Here is a 20642-nt window from a genome sequence, read left to right on the forward strand (position 1 = left end):
GGGAAATAAGTGACGGGCGAGTACTGCGTCTCGTCCAGAAATTCCTGCTGGCCGGAGTTATGGACAAAGGCGTCTTTCAGAAGAGCGTCATCGGCACCCCGCAAGGTGGAGTCATCTCGCCGCTTTTGGCCAACATAGTTCTGCATGAATTTGATGCCTACATGGTAGAACGTGGGGTACAAATAGTCAGATACGCTGACGATGCTGTGCTGCTCTGCCGCACCAAGAACGAAGCGGTAGCGGCGCTCAGGCACGCCAGGTATATACTGGAAGAGGTGCTCGGGTTGAAGATGCACCCCGACAAGACCCGGATTGTGCATATCTCTAAAGGTTTTGAATTTCTCGGCTACATGGTGAAACAGGGTCAGAGCAGATGTCGGTTCACCGGCAGGGGGTCAAGCATCTACGCCATACCCCGGCAGAAGTCTATAAACAAGTTTAAAGATGAGATACGACGCATTACCAGAAGAACCAATCCCAAGAAGCTACCTGAAATAATTGCGGAACTCAATCCGGTAATCCGGGGCTGGGGCAACTATTACCGTAAAGCCCATGTCAAGCGTCTGTTCTGGCGCCTGGATATTTGGATAAGGCTCAGGCTTTACTCCTTTATCACCTGGCGTTGGCGCAGTATGGCCTGGATGGAATACCCCAGTCAGAGGCTCTATGGGGAGTTTAAACTGGTGCGACTTTTTACGCTGATACCTGGTATGGCCGCAAAGGTTTCTTAACGGATAATGGTGAAGGAAAGCCGTGTACGGGAAAACCGTATGCACGGTTTAATCGAGGGGTCCCAGGAAGGGTTCGTTTACTGCCTGACCTGGTCCTACTCTACAGGTTTTATGCTTGACAAATGATTTTTCGTTTCTTGCAACATTAATGGAGTAATGTGAAAGTCTAAGAAAAAACAAGCAATTAAGAGAAAACGTTAGATTAAAGAGGGGATGAAATTGTGAGTATTTCTCAGATCCGGACTTTTATGCAAGAATATGCCGAAACAATTGCAGAAGTACTTTGTGTTGATGTAACTGTGGTGGATGAAAACTGTATCCGTATTTGCGGTACGGGTCTTCATCGTGAAAACATCGGACTACCGGTTCCCCATGGCTCATTTTTCCAAAAAATAATAAAAACAGGCAAGCCGGGTGTAATTTGCGATGTCAAAAAGGAATATGCGCTTTGTCAAAACTGTAGTAGGGCTAATACATGTAAAGAGTTGGCAACGATGGGCTTTCCGATCTTTAAAAAAGATAAGCCTATTGGTGTCTTAGGCTTAAGTGCTTTTACTGAGGAACAGAAAAATAAAATAATTAATACTACCCCTGAGCTTATAAATTTTCTAAAGCACATGAGCAATCTCTTAGAGAGTAAGCTTTTACTGATTGAGGCTAATGAAAGACTGCAAAACCAGATCATGGAAACTATGAATGAAATAAACAAGAATTTTTCATTCGAGAAGATGATTGGCAAGGAAGCGTGTTTTACCCAGGTATTGCTTAAGGCGCAGCAAATTGCCCAGGGAACTTCTACCGTCCTTATTCGAGGGGAAAGTGGTACCGGCAAAGAATTCTTAGCCCGGGCTATCCATGCCGAAAGCCCTCGCAAACATCGACCATTTATTGCTGTGAATTGCGCTTCAATTCCAGAAAACCTTTTGGAGAGTGAGCTTTTTGGTTATGAGGGTGGAGCCTTTACAGGGGCTAAAAAAGGTGGAAAACTGGGAAAATTTGAATTGGCGCAGGGCGGAACAATATTTTTGGATGAGGTTGGTGATATGCCGTTATCCCTTCAACCCAAGATATTAAGGGTATTACAGGAAAAATCAATTGACCGAGTGGGAGGTGATAAGGCGGTCTCTGTGGATGTCAGAGTAATCGCGGCAACTCATGCCAATCTGGAAGCCATGATAAAAAATGGAAAATTCCGCGAGGATCTTTATTATCGCCTGAATGTAATCCCCTTAGAGTTACCTCCGCTACGGGAACGCCGCGGCGACATTCCGTTATATCTTGAACACTTCCTGAAGAAATTCAGTAAAATGCTAAACAAAAAAAACCTTGTCCTTGATCCGTCTTTGGTAGAATGGCTCAAAACTTATCGATGGTCTGGAAACATCAGGCAATTGGAAAATGTAGTTGAATACATGGTTAACATGAATAAAACAGGAAAAATTAGTTTTCCTGATTTGCCGGAGTATCTTGAAAGGGAGTATAGGGAGTCTCTTGAAAGAATGAGCAATTACAATTCCAATGGTTCTTTTGATGTTGAAGTAGACCTAAGTCTGGAAGAAAGGGTTGCTCGATACGAAAAATCCATTTTGCAAAATTTTGTACATCCCGGATCCAGTACAAATGATAAGCTGCAAGCCGCCCATGCTTTGAAGATTAGCTTAGCTACGCTATATCGAAAGCTGAAAAAGCATCAGATATAAAGCTGCAAATCATAAACAAAAAAATAATTTCGCAAATATGACAATTCTTTCGCGTTTATGAGAAAAGGCGCGCCATTAAGCATTCCGCTAAAAACTTCTCATTATTGCGAAAGTATTTTGTTTGATGTTTTCGGCATGGCTTCTGCTGCAAGGCTTCCACAGTTGGCACTAAAATTGCATCTCTAAAATTATGGCATCAGAGTAAGGGAGGAATTGAATTGCAGGAGAGTCAGTTGATTACACTTCTCAAACAAGAAGTAAAACCTGGATTAGGCTGTACGGAGCCAGCGGCAGTTGCCTTAGCAGCCGCACATGCAGCATTATTTTTAGGTGGGAAAATTGAAAAAGCAGATATCATCGTGAGCTCCAATATCTATAAAAATGCATATGCCGTTACTATTCCCAATACCCAGGAAAAGGGGTTGAAGATAGCGTCTGCGTTAGGGTTACTTTTAAGAAATCCCCAAAAGGAATTGGAAATATTCGAAGATGTAAAGCCTGAAGATGTTGTTAAGGCTAAACACTTAATCTCTAATGAGAAAATTCAGGTCACGGTGCAACAGTTAGATGATTTTTATATTGAAACCAGGATCGAGGGGGAAAAAGGTTGGGCCAAGGTGGTTTTGTCCGGTGGACATACCGATTTGGTTAAAGCGGTTGTAAATAACGAGGTTGTATTCTCAAAAAATGATTTTCAAGCTTCAAAGCGACCAAAAGAATTTGATTTAACCGCTTATACTATCCGCGGGCTAGTGGAATTTATAGAGAAGATCCCCCTAGATGAAATTCTTTTTTTAGAAAATGGGATTAAAATGAATCTTCAGATATCTGCAAAAGGGTTGGAGCTGAAATCGGGACTGGCAGTTGGAAGTGGACTGCAAGCTATGCTTAAAAAAGGGGTCTTGCAAAATGATCTTGTCAACAAAGCCCGGATTGCTGTGGCGGGAGCTTGTGATGCCCGGATGGCTGGCCTGAATATGCCAGTGATGACATCTATGGGAAGCGGTAACCATGGCCTTGAAGCATCTATCCCTTTAATTATTGTGGGAAAAGAAATCAGAGCCCCGAAAGAAAAGGTTTTAAGAGCTTTGGCCTTGAGTCATTTGGTTACGGCCTTTGTAAAACAGCATACGGGCAAACTCTCTCCTATTTGCGGCTGTTCTGTAGCGGCAGGGGCCGGGGCGACGGCGGGGATTGCCTGGCTGATGGGGGGAAGTTTGATTCAGGTAGAGGGCGCGATTAAAAATGTCATCGGAAACCTTAGCGGACTGATATGTGATGGGGCAAAAGGCGGATGTGCCCTGAAACTGGCGACATCGGCCGCTGAATCTGTCATTGCAGCCCAGTTAGCATTAAATAATATTATTATTCAAGACAGTGATGGGATCATTTCTACAACAGTAGAGGACACTATTCGCAATCTGGGTAAAATCAGTTCTTCTGGAATGGCTAATATTGATTCAACAATTTTAGAAATTATCCTAAACAAAGGGTCAAAAGAGAACGCATATTGATGTTTAACCAGAACATATGGGGTAGCGAGATTATATTATCAATAGAAGAAAGCATTCCTGTAATACGTGAAAATGGACTTTGAGAATTAAAAAACCTCCTGCTATGATTTATGTGTGCCTCACAAACGCATAAAAATCATAAAAATCATTAAGGGAGGTCATAAGCAAAATGAAAAACCGTAACAATCAAAAAATAAAAGCCATAACACCAAAGACACTAATTGTTGGAGGTGATTAAATATAACTTCGATCAGTATAAAAATGGAGGAGGTGAACAAGAAGAGTTAGCTGTTTTTGTGCAGCTAAAACAAATAGCGTAATAAACTGCAGAAGTAAACTAGACAGGAGGTTGTATTTAATGAATATTGACAAGTTGACGCGTCCAAGCTGGGTAGAAGTTGATTTGGATGTTATCACCAAGAACGTCAAAAACATCAAGGATATTTGCGGTAACAAGGTAACTGTGATCGGGACCTTAAAAGGACACGGCTATGGCCACGGGCTGGTTACGATAGCAAATCACCTGTCTGACCTCGGGATAGACTATTATGCCGTGGGACATGTTCATGACGGGATATATTTGAGAAAACACGGCGTAAAAGGGAAAATAATGGTCTTTGGCAATACCCTACCTGACGCGGCGGAGTTGTACACAAAGTACTCCTTAATGCCGACATTTTTTAATGCGAATGATCCGGAAAAGTATATGAGCGTCTTAGGAGCCAAGACTCCTCTGAAGGTATGGATAAAGGTTGAAACAGGTCTGGGCAGACTAGGCGTAAGTGTTGAGGAAGTTCCGGCGATGCTTAAATTCATCAAGGAAAAGACTCCGTACGAAATTGAGGGTATATACTCTCACATAGGCGCAAGAGGTGGTTCCCCGGCCCCGGAAGACAAAGAATACTGCCTGAAGTCATGGGAGCTTTTCAGGGGGCTTCTGGAAGAAATTGAGGGAATGGGAATACAAATACCTTTAAAAGAAATCAACAGCAGCCATTCCATGATAACCATGCCGTTTGCGAATCTGAACTGTGTTAACGTCGGCGGAGCTTTATATAGCGAATTGCTGCCGGAGAACAAATATGATTTTGGTTCGGCATATAAGGCTTTGAAGTCCAAGCTTATTTCTGTTAAAAAGTTTAAAGCAGGAAGCCAGATCGGAGGATTTCCTCTTGAAAGGGACAGCTTGATAGGGGTAGCTCCCATAGGCGTGATGGATGGATTGTCTCCCAAGAATAAAGATCATTGCGTTTTGGTGCGAGGAACAAGGGTACCAATAAGAGGACCACTGACTGCAGAGTGTATTAGGATCGACGTAACAGACGCCGAGGGAGTTTCAGTCGGAGATGAGGTTACCATCGTTGGGCGTCAGGGTAATGAAGAGATAACAGCAAAAGAAATGTGTGATCGGGTCGGCATTACAATTTTACAACTTTGGACAGGCATCAGTCCATTAACTGTGCCGCGTGTATTCTATAAAAATGGTAAGATTTGCGGAATGGAAATGATTGAATAGACTAAAGTTAAAAGAACTTTGACAATCACATAGGGATCCTGGTTACACATTGTTGCAGGGTGGGGACCATTGATAATTCTGATCATATGGCCGATTATCTTTCCAGAGAGAATAAATTAAATGCACAAGTCGTCTGGCAATTGCGCCAGTAGCAACGCTTGAATGTTTTCCCTGACTGCGCTTTAACTCATAATAAGCCTTCAGTTCCGGATTAAAGCGCCGGGCCGACGGGCGGCCAACCCCAGGCTGTTTCTCAGCATAGGGGAACCGCGTTTAGACATCCGGTTGCGAGTACCCTCGAACAATCCTGAAGCCCTGACAGAAACATCCAGGCCTGCATAAGCCACAAGGGCCCAGGCGTTGGGGAAACAAGCGACATCCCCTATCTCACCGATAATTGCGGCAGCCAGAACAGAACCGATACCGGGGATGGTATCAATTACGTGGCGATATGGAGTATCCTCGCTGAGGCGAAGTTCCTCCATAACCTCGTTAATTGCATCCTCGATCACTCTAATCTACTCCTCAATGAACTCGATTTGTTCAACTAGCATGCGCAGTTGGAGAGTGAAAGCGTTCAGAGCTAGGGTAATGCTGAAAGTACCTTTAGCCAGATACTGAATCTTTTTAGCCCTCTCTTCACTAAGGCGGCCCCGGGAATGTTCTTCCAAGAAGGCAGTTAACTCTGAAAGATCTACTTCGGCCAAGTCTTCCGGTTCCGGGTACTGTTTGAGCAACTCACGGGAAGTCCGGATAAAAACATTTGAGAAGCAACTGGGGTATTCTGGGAAGATCCGGTCGAGGATGCCGAGCACCCTGTTCTTGAGCCCACCGACTTGGCGAACGAACTCAAAACGAAGGCGTGAGAGAGTCTGCAATTTGAGGAACCGTTTCAGAAGCAAGCCTGGTTGCAGGGGCACGTCCCAATCGCAGCAAGTCAGCAAGAAGCAGGGCATCCTTCTGGTCGGCCTTGGTCTTATGCACATAGAGATTACGCAAAGCATCCGACTGGATAGGGTTAATAACATGAAGCTGACCCCCCAACTCACTAAGGTGGCAGTAGATTAGGAAGCCAGTAATGTCCGGTGGCTTCCAGGCAGAACTTAACACTGTCTGGCTCGATACCCACAACCTTTCCAATGCCTGCAAAAGCTTGTTCAATCCTCTCTGGTTGTTATCTATATGCATCTGCAGGACGACATCACCAGCATCATTTACGAGGCACACCTCGTGGCGATACTTGGCTACATCAACGCCACCATAAATCATTCTGTATCCCTACTTTCACTGAATTTAGGCAGGGTTCCCGCAACCCTTACGAGCCTCTCGACCTTGCGCGTAACTCGCGGCATACAGCAAGCTGTATCCACAACGTGCTCATTCGAGAACTCTCGTATGGGCGGGATTCATTCTAACTATCGGGACAGATGAGCTTCCCAAAGGGGGTGATCGAAGCCCCCTGCCTCTACGAGAATATTTATCCGGGTTGCCCCAGGATTCCTTTGTGGTTGTCAAGGATCGTATCTATTGGCTTAGAACTGACTAATCTATCCTGAAAAATAAAATTTTCATCTTTCCGATGGTGCCGTGTACGGCATGGATGCCTAACTCTATAGTACAAGGGGGTGAGCACAACTTAACTCGGGGTGAGCTTATGGAAGAGAACTCGAAAATTCAAAAGCTAAATAATAACGGAGGTGCAATAGTATGTATTTAGATGACAGCGTAATGCTAAAGATTGCAGAATCACTTGACAGATTAGTATCGGTTGACATTCCGGCCAGAGGAAATATCGGTGTTTTGTACGAGGCAGCTAGGAAGAAGCAAGGCGCGCCGCTAACTCTGCTGGCAGCGGAATTGTTGATGAAGTCAGTAAAGCCCGGAGACTATGTCATGATCGCAACAGGATGGGCAGATCAACCGTGGAGCCTTCCCAATGACAGCGAAACCGATGGCCCTCCCGGAGCAGTGGCGCTTGCCCGTGCCGTGCGCATAGCTCTTAAGGCTATTCCCATCATAGTAACTGATGCGCAACTGATAGAAGGAATAAAGAAAGTTGCTATTGGAGCTGGAATGCAAGTAATTGATCCCGAGCTGGGCAAAATTGCTCTCGAAAGAAATTCTACGCCGACGGTATCGATAATCCCCTTCCCATTGGATCATGAAAATGGAAAAATAGAAGCAGAAAGACTAGTCGAGAAGTGGAAGCCTGCAGCCTGTGTTGCAATCGAGCGGGGTGGCATGAACAGCGCTGGACGTATTCACACAATGATGGGTATAGATTATAGTGATTCAGTTGCGAAAATTGATCATTTATTCATTAAAGCGCGAGAAAAAGGCTGCGTTACAATAGGCATCGGCGATGGCGGTAATGAGCTGGGCATGGGAAAAATTGTGGAAACTGTTCGTGCGGAAGTTCCCAGAGGCGCCAAGTGCAATTGCCCCTGCGGTGAAGGCATAGCTGCTGCTACTGATGTAGATGTATTAATTGCCTCGACTATGTCTAACTGGGGAGCATACGCAATTTGTGCTTTAATAGCTGCAAAAACTGGAATAATGGCTGCAATGAATGATGAGGTCAAAGAGGAAAGAGTACTGAGGGAAGCTGCAGATGCTGGTCTTCATGACGCTGTTGGCGGTCTGGTTGAGCCTGGCGTAGACGGGGCTGGGCTTAAGGTGCAGCTGGCAATAGTAACCCTGATAAAGGCAACAGTTTTAATGGCATATAAGCGCTACTCGAATTTGCCAATTATTTTATAAGCCTGACTTACAAGGCTGAGGAGTTTTGCTACTAAGCACATAATTATAAAAAATATCGAGGAGGAAAGATAATGAAGAGAAATATGAGGTGGATTGTTATCCTGGTTTTCTTGTTCTCATGTCTAGTTACTGGATGCGGCAGTTCTAACAATAAGGCGGCTGCTCCTAGAAAAGACAATGAAACAATATACAAGTGGGATTTTTTTGTAGTGCTTCCAACAACACAAATGCGCAGCAAACCTTTAGATGACTTTGCAAAATCTGTTAAGGAGAAATCGGGTGGTCGTCTTGTAATTACACCTAAAGCGGCAGGAGAGGTTCCTTACAAAGGCCCCGAAGCAATCAGGATTACAAGAGATGGATCGGTTCAGATGGCTGATGCGACAATGGCCTTTATAGCAGGTGATTTGAAGGCGGCGGCAGTGCCAAGTTGGCCATTTCTTTGCGCAGCGCCGGATGAGTTTAACAAGGCTGTAGAAGCAGTTAGGCCTATTGTTAATGAAGAAATGAAAGTAAATGGAGTCGAAGTTCTATTTTGGTTCCCGGATCCTCCACAGCGCTTCTGGGGCAAAGGAAGGCCCATCCATAGCTTTGCAGACTTAAAGGGCAAAAAAATAAGAACTCCATCACCTGAAGCCTCGCAGTTTATAAAAGACATTGGTGCTATTCCCGTCTCTATGACTAGCCCGGAAGTTCCTTCTGCCATGCAAAAAGGGATAATTGATGCAATGATCACAAGTGCAATTACAGTAAATGACGGTAAATTCTACGAATTTTTGGACTGGGGTTACACTATTCCCTTTAGTGGTTCCGGTGGCTGGGTTATCGTTAACTCAAAGTTATTTGCTGAATTGCCAAAGGATTTACAAGACATAATGCGCACGGAAGCTAAAAAATACCAGGAAATAGCAATTCAATCTGTGAGCGCCAACGATAAAATAGCTCTGGAAAATATTAAAGCACAAGGGGTTACGCTCATTGATCCGGATGCATCAGCAATAAAGCAAGGTTATAATATGTCAAAAGAAAACTGGACGAAATATGCCAAAGAAGGCGGACCTTGGGCAGAAAAGGCCCTGCAAGCTATTTTAGAAGCTCTGCAAAAATAGCTCTACGTGGATTCTGCCTCTCCGATATGAGGCGAGGCAGAATCCATTTATAAATATTTATAATTATAAAGGGGGTTGGGCGATGAAAGCCTGGCAGAAAATTGAGAGCGCCATCAATTATTTATCATCGATAAGCTTTTCCTTAGCAGGAATTATTATTGTGTTCGTGATGATTCTCATAACATTTGAAGTCTTTGCTCGTGCAGTGCTTGGGTTTTCAACCTTAATAGCTGACGAAGTCTCGGGTTATTCCTTAGTCGTATTATCCTTTCTTGGGGTTGCATTAACCTTTAAAAAAGAGGGTTTTATACGCATTGATTTTGTATATCAAAGAATGTCACAAAAAGTTAAAAAATGGGTGGATTTATTCACAACGATATTGTCATTACTCTATATAACTATAATAACGGTTGAGTATGTTAGGTTGTTTTTACAGTCATACACATACAAAATAACATCAACGTTTTTAACCAGGACTCCGTTGTTTATACCACAGATGTTTATGTGGTTGGGCGCTAGTTTTCTTTTGCTGCAAGTAGTCTTGTTGCTAGTTGCAGGCATTAAGAAAATTATGTCAAAAGAAGAGGCTGAACTAAGGAGTTGATTATAGTGGATTGGCAAATCACGTTTGTCTTTTACATCGCAATCCTATTTACGCTTCTGGCTTTAGGGCAATGGATAGCATTTGCACTTGGGACAACCGGGCTGATTGGTTTGTATTTGTTAGGGGGAATAAAAGAATTTCAGGCCGTCGGAATTCTTTCCTGGAATATGATAAACAGCTTTGAGTTGACTGCTGTCCCACTGTTTATTTTTATGGGCGAGGTGTTGTTGCGGACGGGGCTTAGCGATAAGTTTTACAAAGGGGCGTCTATGTGGTTTAATCGTTTGCCAGGGGGATTACTTCAAACAAACATAATAAGCTGTATGGTTTTTGCTGCCGTGAGTGGCTCAAGTGTTGCGACCGCAGCTACGATTGGCTCGGTTGCGCTTCCTGAGTTGTCTAGCAGGGGTTACAACCACAAGTTAATTTTTGGTTCAATCGGTGGCGGAGGAGCCTTAGGCATCTTAATTCCCCCTAGTATTCCAATGATAGTATATGGCTCGATGGTGAGTGAGTCAGTAGCGAAACTGTTTATGGCCGGATTGATCCCTGGCATACTTGCAGGAGTGATTTTTATGGTTTACCTTGGGGTTCGCTGCATATTTAACCCATCACTAGTACCACCAAGGGAGAAACCGTCAACGTTGAAAGAAAAGATTATGAATTCAGGTGGTATGCTATACTTTGCTATCCTTGTGGCAGTGATCTTGGGCGGAATATATTGGGGAATAACCACACCTACTGAAGCTGCTGCAATAGGGGCGAGTTTGACAATACTTATGAGTCTACTTTCGAAAACAATTACATGGGCAAATTTCAAAGAGTCTGTACATGAAACAGTTAAGACAACCAGTATGATAATGTTTATCATTATTGGAGCTCAAATATTATCATATCTAATCGTAAAGTCAGGAATCAACAGAGCTTTGTCAGAGTGGATTGTAGCTATACACCCGTCTGTTGGTTTATTCTTAACAATAATTATTATCGTATACCTGGTTTTAGGTTGTTTAATTGACGGGTTGTCAATGATATTCTTAACAATACCTATTCTCTGGCCAATGATAAAAGCTATGGGTATTAATCCGGTATGGTTTGCTGTAATTCTTGTTATACTTATTGAGATTGCACAAATAACTCCTCCTGTTGGCTTGAATATTTATGTTTTACATGGTATATCTGGCAGAGGATCTATCAGTGAAGTAATCAAGGGGATAGCTCCATTTACGTTATTATATATGCTAGTAGTTTTATTAGTAATTATGTTCCCTGCCTTGGCTCTATGGTTGCCTTCAAATATGCCAATGAGATAGCTTCATTAATATTGCAAGAAACTAAAAAATCATTTGTCAAGCATAAAACCTAAGAGAAAATGGGAAAAAGAGTAAGTAACTTGCCGATAAAAGCCAAAAACGAAAAAGAATCCTTTATAATAGAGATTGGGAGTAGTCCTTGCCCAAATCTCTAAAATAAAGGAGAAAAAAATGCAAGGCAAGGATACTACAAAATCCACATTTTTTCAATTGTTTCGGCCAATTTTTCAGGGAGAAATCCTTATTGGACTCGAAGTACCAAGGTTTTTCGACCTCATCGCCAGCCGCAGTGTATTATTTCAACTCGAGAGGGTTTTCATCCTTCCGATGGTGCCGTTGGCGGCATGATGGTCTAATAAGTAACCGAGTAGATGATTCAGAAGAAGCGGCCAGTGCCTATACGAAGCGTTGGAAAATCGAAGTTTTTTACCGTACGACTAAACAGAATCTTGGCTTAACATCGTACTATGCTCAGTCTGAAACAGCTCATTTCGCACATGTGGAGCTCTTGTTCACAGCGAAGACCCTACTTTGTTACGCAACTTGGGAGTGTAATAAAGAAGGCGCTGAACAAGCCCCCTCCCTCTGCGAAGTGATGAGGTACTTTTTCAACGCCGGTTGTCGGATCCGCTGTAGCGAGCAGCTGATCCAAGTCTATTTTGACACGGCAACCGAGCGTTTTTCAAGGCTCATTGATAAATTCTGGCCGCAATCTTTAGAACTTAGGTTATGGAGTTGGGAATATTATCCTGGAACTGCATAACTACTGTAATAACATAGAACGAGGGGGTTATTTTATGTCAAAGATAGAAAAAAAAGCCCTGGATATGGGCCTTGTTATTCCGGAGGCACCAAAGCCGGTAGCTGCCTATGTGCCCGGGATCAAAAGCGGCAATTTAATTTTTACGTCGGGACAGTTGCCGGTCGTTGCGGGAGAACTGAAGTACAAAGGGAAGGTCGGCGCCGGCGTGACGGAGGAAGACGGATACGAAGCGGCAAAAATATGTGCTTTGAATTGCCTGGGTGTCGTCAAAAGCATCACCGGCAACCTAGACTTAATTGAGCAGGTGGTGAAAGTGACGGGTTTTGTTAACAGCGCTCCCGGTTTTAACGGGCAGCCCAAGGTTATTAACGGCGCCTCGGAATTACTTCGGTCCTTACTGGGAGAGGCAGGCCTGCATGCCCGTAGCGCTGTTGGTGTAAACGAGCTGCCGTTAGATGCGGCGTGTGAAGTGGAAATGATTATCCGTGTGAGAAGTTAAACTGCTAAGAAGCTAATCCGCTGCAATATGAACCTGATGTTCGGTGATGACAATGTCTACTCTGGCATCGTGTTCCTCGGCCGGTACCTTATCGATAAGCTGAAAATCATAGGCAAGGGCAATCCGGGTACAACCGGGGTCAAGCGATGGTAGCAGGGTGTCTACACCCTGGAACTTTTGGCTTCTTTTTTTCAAAACTTTGTAGCAACTTGAACTTCTTCAACCGTGATATGATGGATTAAATTTTCACCCCCTGGGCAATTAAATATTCCTTGATTTCCTGGTGGTCCCGGTAGTTTTCCCGGACCAGCTTCAAATGCTCTTTAATCAAGGAGATGCCTCTTTTCAATAGGCGAGCCATGAGCCCCGGGGAAACACCGAACAGATGCAGAATCAGGACGGCTTCGAAAGTACCGATGTAATTGTCCACCGCTCGTGGCGAATGATGGGTCATCCGGGCAATCTCCTTCACTGTGTAGCCCTGCAAGTGCAGGTTGACAATAACATCCTTGTGCGTCATGCTTTTTCCGGCATCTAGTATGGTACCCGGGGTGGGTACTACCAGGTTATGTTCTCGCTGCACACTGCGAATTAGCTCTGAAATACGGACCGAGCTGATCTGGAAAATCCACTGCAGCTCCATCAGGGTTAACAGGCCGTTCTGCCGGTAGGTCTCAAAACAGACCCGCACGATGCGCCTTTTCAGCTGCGCCAGGAATTCCGGCACGGTATCAGGCTGTTCAGCCAACTCCTCGGGCGTCCAAACTGTTATTATCACCGGAGCCAGCCGTCTGAAACGCGTGGCTGTATCTTCTGAGAGGCGGGCACTGACATGGGTCACCACAAGAGGCATCTCCCCCGGTTTTAGCTCTTTGGTGCGGGGGCAGCAGATATTGCGCAGGGCGATAACTTCTTCAACCAACTGACGAGCCACCACCGGTCCGAGCCCGGCCTCAGCGGCCACAAATTTGGTTAGTTTTTTTAATACCCGGCATGGAGCTAAAAAGTCAGGTGCCTGCAGACGGTCTGTGGGTAAAAGTGGCCGGATTTGTGCAATCATACGGTCGCAAAAGGCTGCGTCAGTTTTACTGTAAGGCAAAAGAGTTGGACACAGTTGGTCTACATAGCTGGACGGCCCTTTTCTGCGCACCAGTGATCAGGGATCGATAACCCGCACCAAGTCAGTCTTGTTAGAAAATTGTTGGCGGTACATCTGGAAACATCGCTTCAGTACCAGGTTCCGGGCCGCGGCAAAGTCCCTGCCTGACAAAATGGGCTCCAGGTAATCGGGGCAAAACACGGGCAGCCGGGCTTGACGCTGACCCCACCGCATGTACAACTCAAAAGGGTTTACTCGCTCGATGCCCAGGACGGCCTCGGTTTCTTCCATACGCCGGTCGATTTCCTTGACCAGGAGCCTGGCAACCAGGGATTCCTTGCCGAAATCGTACTTACGGGCCAGGTACTGCACCTGGTAGTTTTCCAGGGTCCTTTCCAAAAGCGGCCGGTAGAGTTCATGGCGGTTCATAGTTTTACGCCCCGCAGGCTTTTTTTTAGCTCGTCCTCGTGTGTTTGAAATATCTTGCGCAGGTGGTGAAACCGGAAAGCGTATTCAGGACCGGAATACTCCCGTATTAATTCCAGGTAGGTATTGATTAACTTAACCGATCGTCCAATAACCCGGCGGATCAGGGGCGCGGTCAGGCCGCGCTCGGCCAGTACCAGCACCGCCGCGAATTCTTTAATGTAATTTTCTATGGCCTCATAGGAATGCCCCGTCCGGGCTGCTATTTCGGTCTCGGTGTGCATCTCCAGATAAAGCTGGATAATCTTTTTGCGGTGGGTAACGCCGCGGCCGATATCGCATTCCGCGCCCCGCAGGGGGACCGCCAACTGGGGGTTTGACCGCACCAGTCTGGAGATGGCTTCGGGGTGGATGCCCAACAGGTAGCCCAGATCGGCATACGTTAGGTAACCCCCGCCGTGCTTGGCCTGGGTGGCGTAACGAAGTATCTTTTTAAATTTAATATCACTAAGCCGGTTAATGTCCCGGTCGATATTGGGTGCCGGCACGTCCCCGGGGTCGTAAAGGGTAAGTGTCACCGGCACTAAGCGGCAGGCCTCCAGGGGCTTTCCGGCAGGTTCGCTGCTGGTTACCGCCCAGTACACAACATCACCGTCGGGCCGGCCGGCGGACAGGGTATCCAGTATTTCCCCGGCTATATCCCGTACAGCTCGAAGTTTTACTGGAGACAAGGCAAAGTCCGCCTCAAGCTCGGTCCTGAAAGACGCCCAGTCTTCGGCGGATGCGGGTATGCCCGGTTCATCCAGCAAAGGGAGCAGTTTTTTCTCTGGGACAGCCTGTACAATGGTCGTCCAGGCAGCCTCTTCAGGGTCGCGCGGCATGAACCTACCGCCCAGAATCAGGCGGGCAACGTGGGAAAAGCGGGATAAAAGGTGGCGGAATGTTTCCCGGGATAGTGCAGCGGTTTGCCTGATTTCCACCAGGGATTGTCCATCCAGGTACCTGGCCAGGGCCCAAGCTGAGCGCAATTGCCCGCCCCGCTCCCGTTCAGTACGTGAAAGGCCGGCCACCGGTAACCAAATGCCTTCCCGGCGCAGCCCGGCCAGGCGGCACCTTAAGGAGGCAGGTGTGATATTGCATAACATAGTCAGTTGCCTGGCACTTAAAAGGGCATCCTGGCGGTAGGCTTCTTCTATTAAGCGGAAGATGCGGCCTGCCTGCATGGTGGATAATCCGAACTCTAACTCAAGGTCCAGATCCTCTACATTATAGGGAGTGAGCCTGATCTTTTTAAGAATTTTGTACCGGCGAGTAAAAGATTCGCGTCCCGATACAGCATCAAACAGTATCTGGTTAGGTCCCCTCACATCGGGTTGATTTAAAATCCACCTGCTGGTACGGTACGCCAACAACCGGGCCTCGGTTTCGCTCATGCCCAGTTCTTCTGCAAACTGGACGGCAAGCAGACTCTCCAAGGTTTTCTTGCGTGCGGAGGTTACCTGGTATTTCAGACGTTGACGATATTCTTTTGCTCGTCCCATTGGCACACCTCCTTCATCGGCCTGTTTTGCAGCTCCACCGTAAACTGAATTTGCGATTGTGTCCTGTATCCGGGGGTACTGCAGGGTCGTTTATCTCGCTAATCACTTCCTGCATTCGTTTTAAGCGCTGCATGTCACGGAGAATTTCCTGGACGTTCAGGTAACGACTTTCATCATAGCGTCCCATCGTAGAAACCACCCTTTGTTTGGGATTTTTCCCGTTGCGGTAACCGTGAACCACCTGCATGTATCGAATACCTCTGACTGAACATATGCGTATGAACATAGGTATTTTAATCCATCATATCACGGTTGAAGAAGCAAGATGCAGGCGGCTTCGGCGACCCGGGGAACTTGGGCCAATTCAAAGCCCGTTTTCAAGTGCGTGGTTTGGACAGCTAATACGTCCCTGGCAAGAAGGGTGGCATAGCGGCTTTCCTGACCCTTCTTGGCATTCAACAAGGCCAATCCCCCTTCAGTCAGTTTTTTTTAACCGGGTGGGCTTCGGCCAGGCGGCGGATACGCCCCAGCATAAAGGCGTAATCTGGCCCGGAGAACTCCCGGTACAGGTTGACGTGTTTTTCCACGAGTTTTTTTGAACAACCAAGGACCTTGCGGATCGTCGGAACCGGCAGGCCTTTTTCTACCAGGTAAACGACCCGGGCAAAGTCCAAGAGGTAGTTTTCCACTGAATCGTAGCTATGTCCCGTTCGCCGAACAATTTCGGTCTCGGTATAGCCATCCATGTAGAGCCGGACAATTTTATCGACTTGGGTTAAAGCCGGTCCCATGTCAGCCACTATTCCCTTGGTGGGGATAATAACATTGGGGTATTCTTTGCTCAGGCTTTGAATGGCCTTGGTAGACAGCCCCAATAAAAGAGCCAAATCCGGCTGGGTTAAGACCGCGCCCTGGGTCCTGGCTTGTGTGGCCAGCCTGAGCAGCCGGCTCCACTTCAATTCGGCGGTCCGGTCCCGGTCGATTTCAGCCCAGTCTTGGGCGTCGAGGTAATCTAGAACCACGGGTTTCAACTGGCATTCCGCAAGTTTGCGGCCGGCAGGTTCGTGGTCCGCCACCGCATTGTAGATGATCTGGCCGCCAGAGCGGGCTTGCCGGTTTAAGCGCGCCGCCAGGTCGTTCAGGTCGTCCAGAAATTTGTCCGCGGCCGCCGGCGAGTAGCCGTGACGCTGGCCCAATAAATCGTAAAAAGCGCTGCGGTTTATGTAATGGATACTGGATACTCCCGGAACGTCCTTATCCAGCGCTAGCCGGCTAATCAGTCCGGGTTGTTCTTGATGCTTTTTCCAGACCTCTTGCCAGGCGGCCAAAACTTCCGGCGGTTGGGCAATCAAGGGTTGAGTGCTGCCCGGATTTATTTCCTGGCGTACCAGTTCTTTGAAATCCTGCCACCAGCGGTGCCAGCGGGTAAGCCTGATGGCCAGTTCCCGCCGGATTTGTGCCAGGTCTTCGCCCGCCAGGTAACGGTCAATCGCCAAGGCTCCTCGCAAAGTCCGCATCATTTCCCGGTTGGCGCCTTTCATTCCCGCAATGGGCAACCAGGCCCCGGCTTGCCAAAACTGGCTCAAATCCACCCGTATGGCCCGGTGGGTTTCCAACAGTAAAAGCACCAACCGGGGAGTATCCAAAATAGCGCCCTGAAAGTAGGCCTCCTCGATGAGCCGGGCCAGGCGTCCCTTCTGCAGGCCGCTCATCCCGAACTCGGCCATTAACTCAATATCTTCTTCATCAACCACGGTAAGTCGAATCAAGCATTCCGCGCCTGGTTTTCCCTGGACCGTTTCCGGTGGTTGTCCCGGCCGGCAATGGCGGGGAATTCGATCTCGCCAGGCTTACGGGTCAACAGGTTGGTTTCCAAATACCTTTGGACGTCATGGGCTATCAACACTGCTTCTTCTAAAGCCACTTCGCGGCGGTTGCGTATTTCGCTCACCAGGTAATTAAACAATCCTTTAGCTTCTAAAGAAGCGGCCTCGGTAAGAATCCGCTGGCGGTGGAAAGCTGGACGTCCCATAATGCGCAAATCCCTCACTTTGCCAGGATTTGCTGGTTATATTCGTCATCACTTCTTCTAATACCTCTTACCTAACTGATACCCTGCATCTGAATTTTTATGCCAGGGCGGTGGTCTTGACAGCCATCCCCCCAGATGGCTGCGTTATATTGCCGACGGGGTGGCTCCGGGAACATAACGATATATTCAGCCCCCGTCGCCCATTTAATTATACCATCTGCGGGGACCCTGGCTGTCAAGACCCTTGCAGCACCGTCCCCTTGGTGAACCTCGGGGGTCCACCAGGAACATGGTTAACAGGTAACCCGGTGTGTGCGACCATCCGCCGCGGTGGTCGGCCCGGATATTTTGTATTTTCTAGTTTCTGTCTTTACTTGTTTTCTTGCCAGGGAAAGGGATAAAGGGAGTTATTGGAGATTTCACTGCAAAAACTCCTGCAATAAACTGGAAACAAACACGTCAAAAGCCCAACCAAAATACCGCGAAAATCCTTGAAAAATCTGAGTTTGATAGCCTTTTTATGCTATAATGGACATAGAAAATAACAACAAAAATAGCATAAAAAGGTGAGGCTCAAGTGTTCAGACTTAACAATAACCATAACCAACAAACCCTTGGAGACAGCACCCTGTGGATGAGTCCCAAAATACGGGAAAAGCTTGAAAAATCATGGGCGCCAATCTTTTACGAACACGTATTTTGCAAAATAGACGACCTGCTATTTGGACAGTTTATTAAGCTGCTTCACGATTTTTCCAACAAGGCCGGGATATCGCTGGAAGAACAATGGCTAGACACCACTCTGTTTATGAGCAATATCAAAAAGGCAGGGCGGATGTCGTTGGCTTATGACGTACTGGTTAAGGCCGTCAAAGCGATTCCTGAAGAAAAACTGACCGACTCACTTTCCAGGGTACTTGAACCGGAGTTCAAAACCGAGGTGCTTTACCGTACCAAAGCGCAGGAGGGGGATAGTAAACTCAGTTTGCTGTTAAAGCTATGCCAGGAAGCGCTGATGATACTGGAAGCACAGGCCAAAGATGCGGAAGAAGTAAGGATACTCAAGCGGTTTCTGACAGAACAAACAACGACTGAAGCCGGGAGCGACAAAATGATTCCCAAACCCAACAAAGAAATTTCCTCTGGTTCTCTGCAGTCGGCGTATGATGAAGACGCCACCTATCGACGCAAAGGGAAAATGGGCCACAGCGGTTATGTGCTGGAAATATCCGAAACCTGCAACGAAAAGAACCTCTTTCAACTCATCACAGATTATGCCGTAGCCCCCAACAATACCAGCGATGTGGAAATCCTGCAGGACTGTCTGGAGAAAATCCGAGAAAACACTGGCTGTACAGACATCTATGCGGATGGTGGTTTTCACTCTGAAGATATTCATCAAACCGCACAAAAGAATGGGATTAAGATCCACCTGACCAACATGAGCGGAACGGAACCCACCAAAAAAATTCCCGTAACCGAATTTGACATCGACGAAACCACCAATTTGATTAACAAATGTCCGGCAGGATACATTCCCACTCGTACCGGAATAAGCGGCGGACAGAGATCGGCGCATTTCCCCCTGGAAGCCTGTGCCAATTGTGAGTTAATTGGGCTATGTTACAGTAAAAAACAAAGCAAGGATTACGTTGTGCGCATCAGCCTTAAGGCCGTGAATACCGGCCGGGAACGGGCAAAAATGAAAGCGGACCAAAAAGAGAACATCAGTAAACGCGCGGGGATAGAGGGTAGCAACTCAGCCTTGAAACGTACGGGGTTGTATAAACTCAATGTTCGCGGAAGGGCCAAAAGCACGGTGGTCTGTGGATTAAAAATAACTGCCCAAAACATCAAGCGGTTTATCAAATTCTTACAAGGCGGGTACAAGCCTAAGGAATCCAGAATTCCACCCTACAGGATACCTGTGCCCATTTTTAGCTGACAGAGACATAGAAAGAACAGAAAGCAACAATGGCAAGGGGGATTTTAGACCAATTGACAGTGCAATAACACACATTAGACCATCATGCCGCCTGCGGCACCATCGGAAGAATGAACATATTATTTTCAGGGTAGTGTTAAGCTTTTTCCTAATATTGGTTAATCGCTAAAGGATATCAGGGTGTAGTAAAACTCTTTTTGGGGTTTATGCAGTAGAATCAAACTTGTTTGGATGAGATGGGCTTGCCGGTCGAACAAAAAGGCACAACTCCGGGGAGGATTGAAAAATGGCGATGGATGATCTGGATTTGGAAAGGATTACTGCTAAAGTGCGCCGGGCCATAGAGGACCTGCTGGCGGCAGCCCGCCTGAACGGGGAGGACATCCTGGTGGTCGGCTGCAGCACCAGCGAGATTGTCGGGAAAAAAATCGGTACAGCCTCAAGTCTTGAGGTTGCGGCGGCGGTCATGAACGGGCTCTATCCCGTTTGCCGTGAACGGGGGCTTTTTCTGGCCGTCCAGTGCTGTGAGCATTTGAACCGGGCCCTGGTGGTGGAAAAACGCTGCCTGGAAAAATATTCGCTGGAAGAAGTTACGGTGTTCCCGGTCCAGGGAGCCGGCGGCAGCCTGGCCTACCTGGCGATGAAAAAATTCGAACATCCGGTGGTGGTCGAAAACATCCGGGCCCATGCCGGTCTGGACATCGGCGACACCTTCATCGGGATGCATCTTAAGCCGGTCGTCGTGCCGGTGCGGGGGTCATTGCAAACAGTCGGGATGGCCCACCTGACCATGGCTAGGACAAGGCCGAAGCTGATCGGAGGAGAACGCGCGCGCTACCAACCATGCTGAGGAGGAGAACGAATGGACTACATCGAGAAGTACGTATTGCCGGTTGATCCGGAACTGGCCAGGTGCATTGCCGGAGAAGAAGACCGTCAGCGGGAGAAAATAGAGCTGATCGCTTCGGAAAATTTCGTCAGCCGTGCGGTGATGGCTACCCTGTAGTGCACCCCGTTGTCAAGACATTTTCTCAAAGAGCTAATTGCTATGTTCAGGGGGCCAAACAGCACAAGCGTTGAAAGGAACGCA

Annotated in this window: 22 protein-coding genes and 1 pseudogene; 13 read left to right on the forward strand and 10 right to left on the reverse strand. The window is 47.0% G+C overall.

Translation table 11 applies throughout. From position 1 onward, the window contains the following. The 4 genes from NUV48_13480 to alr form a co-directional block, all read left to right on the forward strand. Positions 1-731: reverse transcriptase domain-containing protein (locus tag NUV48_13480; GenBank protein ID MCR4443144.1), on the forward strand; the 731-nt coding region annotated here is incomplete at its 5' end. A 221-nt stretch (positions 732-952) separates the two neighbouring features. Beyond that, positions 953-2431 (forward strand): sigma 54-interacting transcriptional regulator, encoded by a 1479-nt coding sequence (locus tag NUV48_13485; GenBank protein MCR4443145.1) that lies wholly within the window; start codon positions 953-955, stop codon positions 2429-2431. A gap of 218 nt (positions 2432-2649) precedes the next feature. After that, on the forward strand, positions 2650-3945 hold the full coding sequence (locus NUV48_13490; protein MCR4443146.1) for an L-serine ammonia-lyase, iron-sulfur-dependent, subunit alpha: 1296 nt from the start codon (positions 2650-2652) through the stop codon (positions 3943-3945). 358 nt (positions 3946-4303) lie between these two features. Next, positions 4304-5461 (forward strand): alanine racemase, encoded by a 1158-nt coding sequence (alr, locus tag NUV48_13495; protein ID MCR4443147.1) that lies wholly within the window; start codon positions 4304-4306, stop codon positions 5459-5461. 200 nt (positions 5462-5661) lie between these two features. Here alr and NUV48_13500 read toward each other — a convergent pair whose 3' ends face one another. The 3 genes from NUV48_13500 to NUV48_13510 are packed head-to-tail and all read right to left on the reverse strand — an operon-like array spanning position 5662 to position 6730. Continuing rightward, positions 5662-5973 (reverse strand): IS110 family transposase, encoded by a 312-nt coding sequence (locus NUV48_13500; GenBank protein MCR4443148.1) that lies wholly within the window; start codon positions 5971-5973, stop codon positions 5662-5664. A gap of 6 nt (positions 5974-5979) precedes the next feature. After that, positions 5980-6276 (reverse strand): hypothetical protein, encoded by a 297-nt coding sequence (locus tag NUV48_13505; protein ID MCR4443149.1) that lies wholly within the window; start codon positions 6274-6276, stop codon positions 5980-5982. Between the two features lie 34 nt (positions 6277-6310). After that, positions 6311-6730, reverse strand: coding sequence for an IS110 family transposase (locus tag NUV48_13510; GenBank protein MCR4443150.1), 420 nt, complete (start codon positions 6728-6730; stop codon positions 6311-6313). A gap of 438 nt (positions 6731-7168) precedes the next feature. On the opposite strand from NUV48_13510, the gene NUV48_13515 reads away from it, so the two are divergent. The 6 genes from NUV48_13515 (at position 7169) to NUV48_13540 (ending at position 12509) form a co-directional block, all read left to right on the forward strand. Continuing rightward, positions 7169-8221: a DUF4392 domain-containing protein gene (locus tag NUV48_13515; protein MCR4443151.1), complete on the forward strand. Its 1053-nt coding sequence runs from the start codon at positions 7169-7171 to the stop codon at positions 8219-8221. A gap of 71 nt (positions 8222-8292) precedes the next feature. Then, positions 8293-9330: a TRAP transporter substrate-binding protein DctP gene (gene dctP, locus NUV48_13520; protein ID MCR4443152.1), complete on the forward strand. Its 1038-nt coding sequence runs from the start codon at positions 8293-8295 to the stop codon at positions 9328-9330. A gap of 82 nt (positions 9331-9412) precedes the next feature. After that, the gene (locus tag NUV48_13525) at positions 9413-9934 is read left to right on the forward strand and encodes a TRAP transporter small permease (GenBank protein ID MCR4443153.1); all 522 of its coding nucleotides are present in this window, start codon (positions 9413-9415) and stop codon (positions 9932-9934) included. 5 nt (positions 9935-9939) lie between these two features. Then, entirely contained in the window at positions 9940-11247 is a 1308-nt protein-coding gene (locus NUV48_13530) for a TRAP transporter large permease subunit (protein MCR4443154.1), read from the forward strand. 244 nt (positions 11248-11491) lie between these two features. Continuing rightward, positions 11492-12010, forward strand: coding sequence for a hypothetical protein (locus NUV48_13535; protein MCR4443155.1), 519 nt, complete (start codon positions 11492-11494; stop codon positions 12008-12010). Positions 12011-12044: 34 nt separating this feature from the next. Continuing rightward, on the forward strand, positions 12045-12509 hold the full coding sequence (locus NUV48_13540; GenBank protein ID MCR4443156.1) for a RidA family protein: 465 nt from the start codon (positions 12045-12047) through the stop codon (positions 12507-12509). A 238-nt stretch (positions 12510-12747) separates the two neighbouring features. Here the strand turns inward: NUV48_13540 and NUV48_13545 are convergent, their stop codons facing one another. The 7 genes from NUV48_13545 to NUV48_13575 all read right to left on the reverse strand — a co-directional run bounded on the left by NUV48_13545 (position 12748) and on the right by NUV48_13575 (position 17607). Continuing rightward, complete coding sequence (locus NUV48_13545; GenBank protein ID MCR4443157.1) at positions 12748-13431, reverse strand: DUF1670 domain-containing protein; 684 nt, start codon at positions 13429-13431, stop codon at positions 12748-12750. A 234-nt stretch (positions 13432-13665) separates the two neighbouring features. Next, positions 13666-14037, reverse strand: coding sequence for a hypothetical protein (locus NUV48_13550; GenBank protein ID MCR4443158.1), 372 nt, complete (start codon positions 14035-14037; stop codon positions 13666-13668). Continuing rightward, positions 14034-15575 carry a DUF1670 domain-containing protein gene (locus NUV48_13555; protein ID MCR4443159.1) on the reverse strand — a complete coding sequence of 514 codons (1542 nt, stop codon included), beginning with the start codon at positions 15573-15575 and terminating at the stop codon, positions 14034-14036. Before NUV48_13555 ends, NUV48_13550 begins: the two co-directional genes overlap by 4 nt. A gap of 13 nt (positions 15576-15588) precedes the next feature. Further along, entirely contained in the window at positions 15589-15822 is a 234-nt protein-coding gene (locus NUV48_13560) for a transposase (GenBank protein MCR4443160.1), read from the reverse strand. A 59-nt stretch (positions 15823-15881) separates the two neighbouring features. After that, entirely contained in the window at positions 15882-16034 is a 153-nt protein-coding gene (locus tag NUV48_13565) for a hypothetical protein (protein ID MCR4443161.1), read from the reverse strand. A 20-nt stretch (positions 16035-16054) separates the two neighbouring features. Next, positions 16055-17344: a DUF1670 domain-containing protein gene (locus tag NUV48_13570; GenBank protein MCR4443162.1), complete on the reverse strand. Its 1290-nt coding sequence runs from the start codon at positions 17342-17344 to the stop codon at positions 16055-16057. After that, positions 17341-17607, reverse strand: a complete 267-nt coding sequence (locus tag NUV48_13575) for a hypothetical protein (GenBank protein ID MCR4443163.1) — start codon at positions 17605-17607, stop codon at positions 17341-17343. Before NUV48_13575 ends, NUV48_13570 begins: the two co-directional genes overlap by 4 nt. 577 nt (positions 17608-18184) lie before the next feature. Here NUV48_13575 and NUV48_13580 point away from each other — a divergent pair. The 3 genes and pseudogenes from NUV48_13580 (at position 18185) to NUV48_13590 (ending at position 20549) form a co-directional block, all read left to right on the forward strand. Further along, on the forward strand, positions 18185-19552 hold the full coding sequence (locus tag NUV48_13580) for a transposase (GenBank protein MCR4443164.1): 1368 nt from the start codon (positions 18185-18187) through the stop codon (positions 19550-19552). 292 nt (positions 19553-19844) lie between these two features. Continuing rightward, positions 19845-20402, forward strand: coding sequence for a TIGR01440 family protein (locus tag NUV48_13585; protein MCR4443165.1), 558 nt, complete (start codon positions 19845-19847; stop codon positions 20400-20402). 12 nt (positions 20403-20414) lie between these two features. Next, positions 20415-20549 (forward strand): annotated as a pseudogene (locus tag NUV48_13590) (serine hydroxymethyltransferase). Positions 20550-20642: the final 93 nt, after the last annotated feature.

The sequence above is a fragment of the Peptococcaceae bacterium genome, assembly GCA_024655825.1.
Lineage (GTDB): Bacteria > Bacillota > Peptococcia > DRI-13 > PHAD01 > JANLFJ01.

Excerpts from the sequence above, each read along its gene's own strand:
- NUV48_13550 (MCR4443158.1), bottom strand. The coding sequence starts at position 14,037 with ATGAACCGCCATGAACTCTACCGGCCGCTTTTGGAAAGGACCCTGGAA.
- NUV48_13555 (MCR4443159.1), bottom strand. The coding sequence starts at position 15,575 with ATGGGACGAGCAAAAGAATATCGTCAACGTCTGAAATACCAGGTAACC.
- NUV48_13515 (MCR4443151.1), top strand. The coding sequence starts at position 7,169 with ATGTATTTAGATGACAGCGTAATGCTAAAGATTGCAGAATCACTTGAC.
- NUV48_13540 (MCR4443156.1), top strand. The coding sequence starts at position 12,045 with ATGTCAAAGATAGAAAAAAAAGCCCTGGATATGGGCCTTGTTATTCCG.
- NUV48_13575 (MCR4443163.1), bottom strand. The coding sequence starts at position 17,607 with ATGGGACGTCCAGCTTTCCACCGCCAGCGGATTCTTACCGAGGCCGCT.
- NUV48_13585 (MCR4443165.1), top strand. The coding sequence starts at position 19,845 with ATGGATGATCTGGATTTGGAAAGGATTACTGCTAAAGTGCGCCGGGCC.
- NUV48_13560 (MCR4443160.1), bottom strand. The coding sequence starts at position 15,822 with ATGCAGGTGGTTCACGGTTACCGCAACGGGAAAAATCCCAAACAAAGG.
- dctP (MCR4443152.1), top strand. The coding sequence starts at position 8,293 with ATGAAGAGAAATATGAGGTGGATTGTTATCCTGGTTTTCTTGTTCTCA.
- NUV48_13510 (MCR4443150.1), bottom strand. The coding sequence starts at position 6,730 with ATGATTTATGGTGGCGTTGATGTAGCCAAGTATCGCCACGAGGTGTGC.
- NUV48_13525 (MCR4443153.1), top strand. The coding sequence starts at position 9,413 with ATGAAAGCCTGGCAGAAAATTGAGAGCGCCATCAATTATTTATCATCG.
- alr (MCR4443147.1), top strand. The coding sequence starts at position 4,304 with ATGAATATTGACAAGTTGACGCGTCCAAGCTGGGTAGAAGTTGATTTG.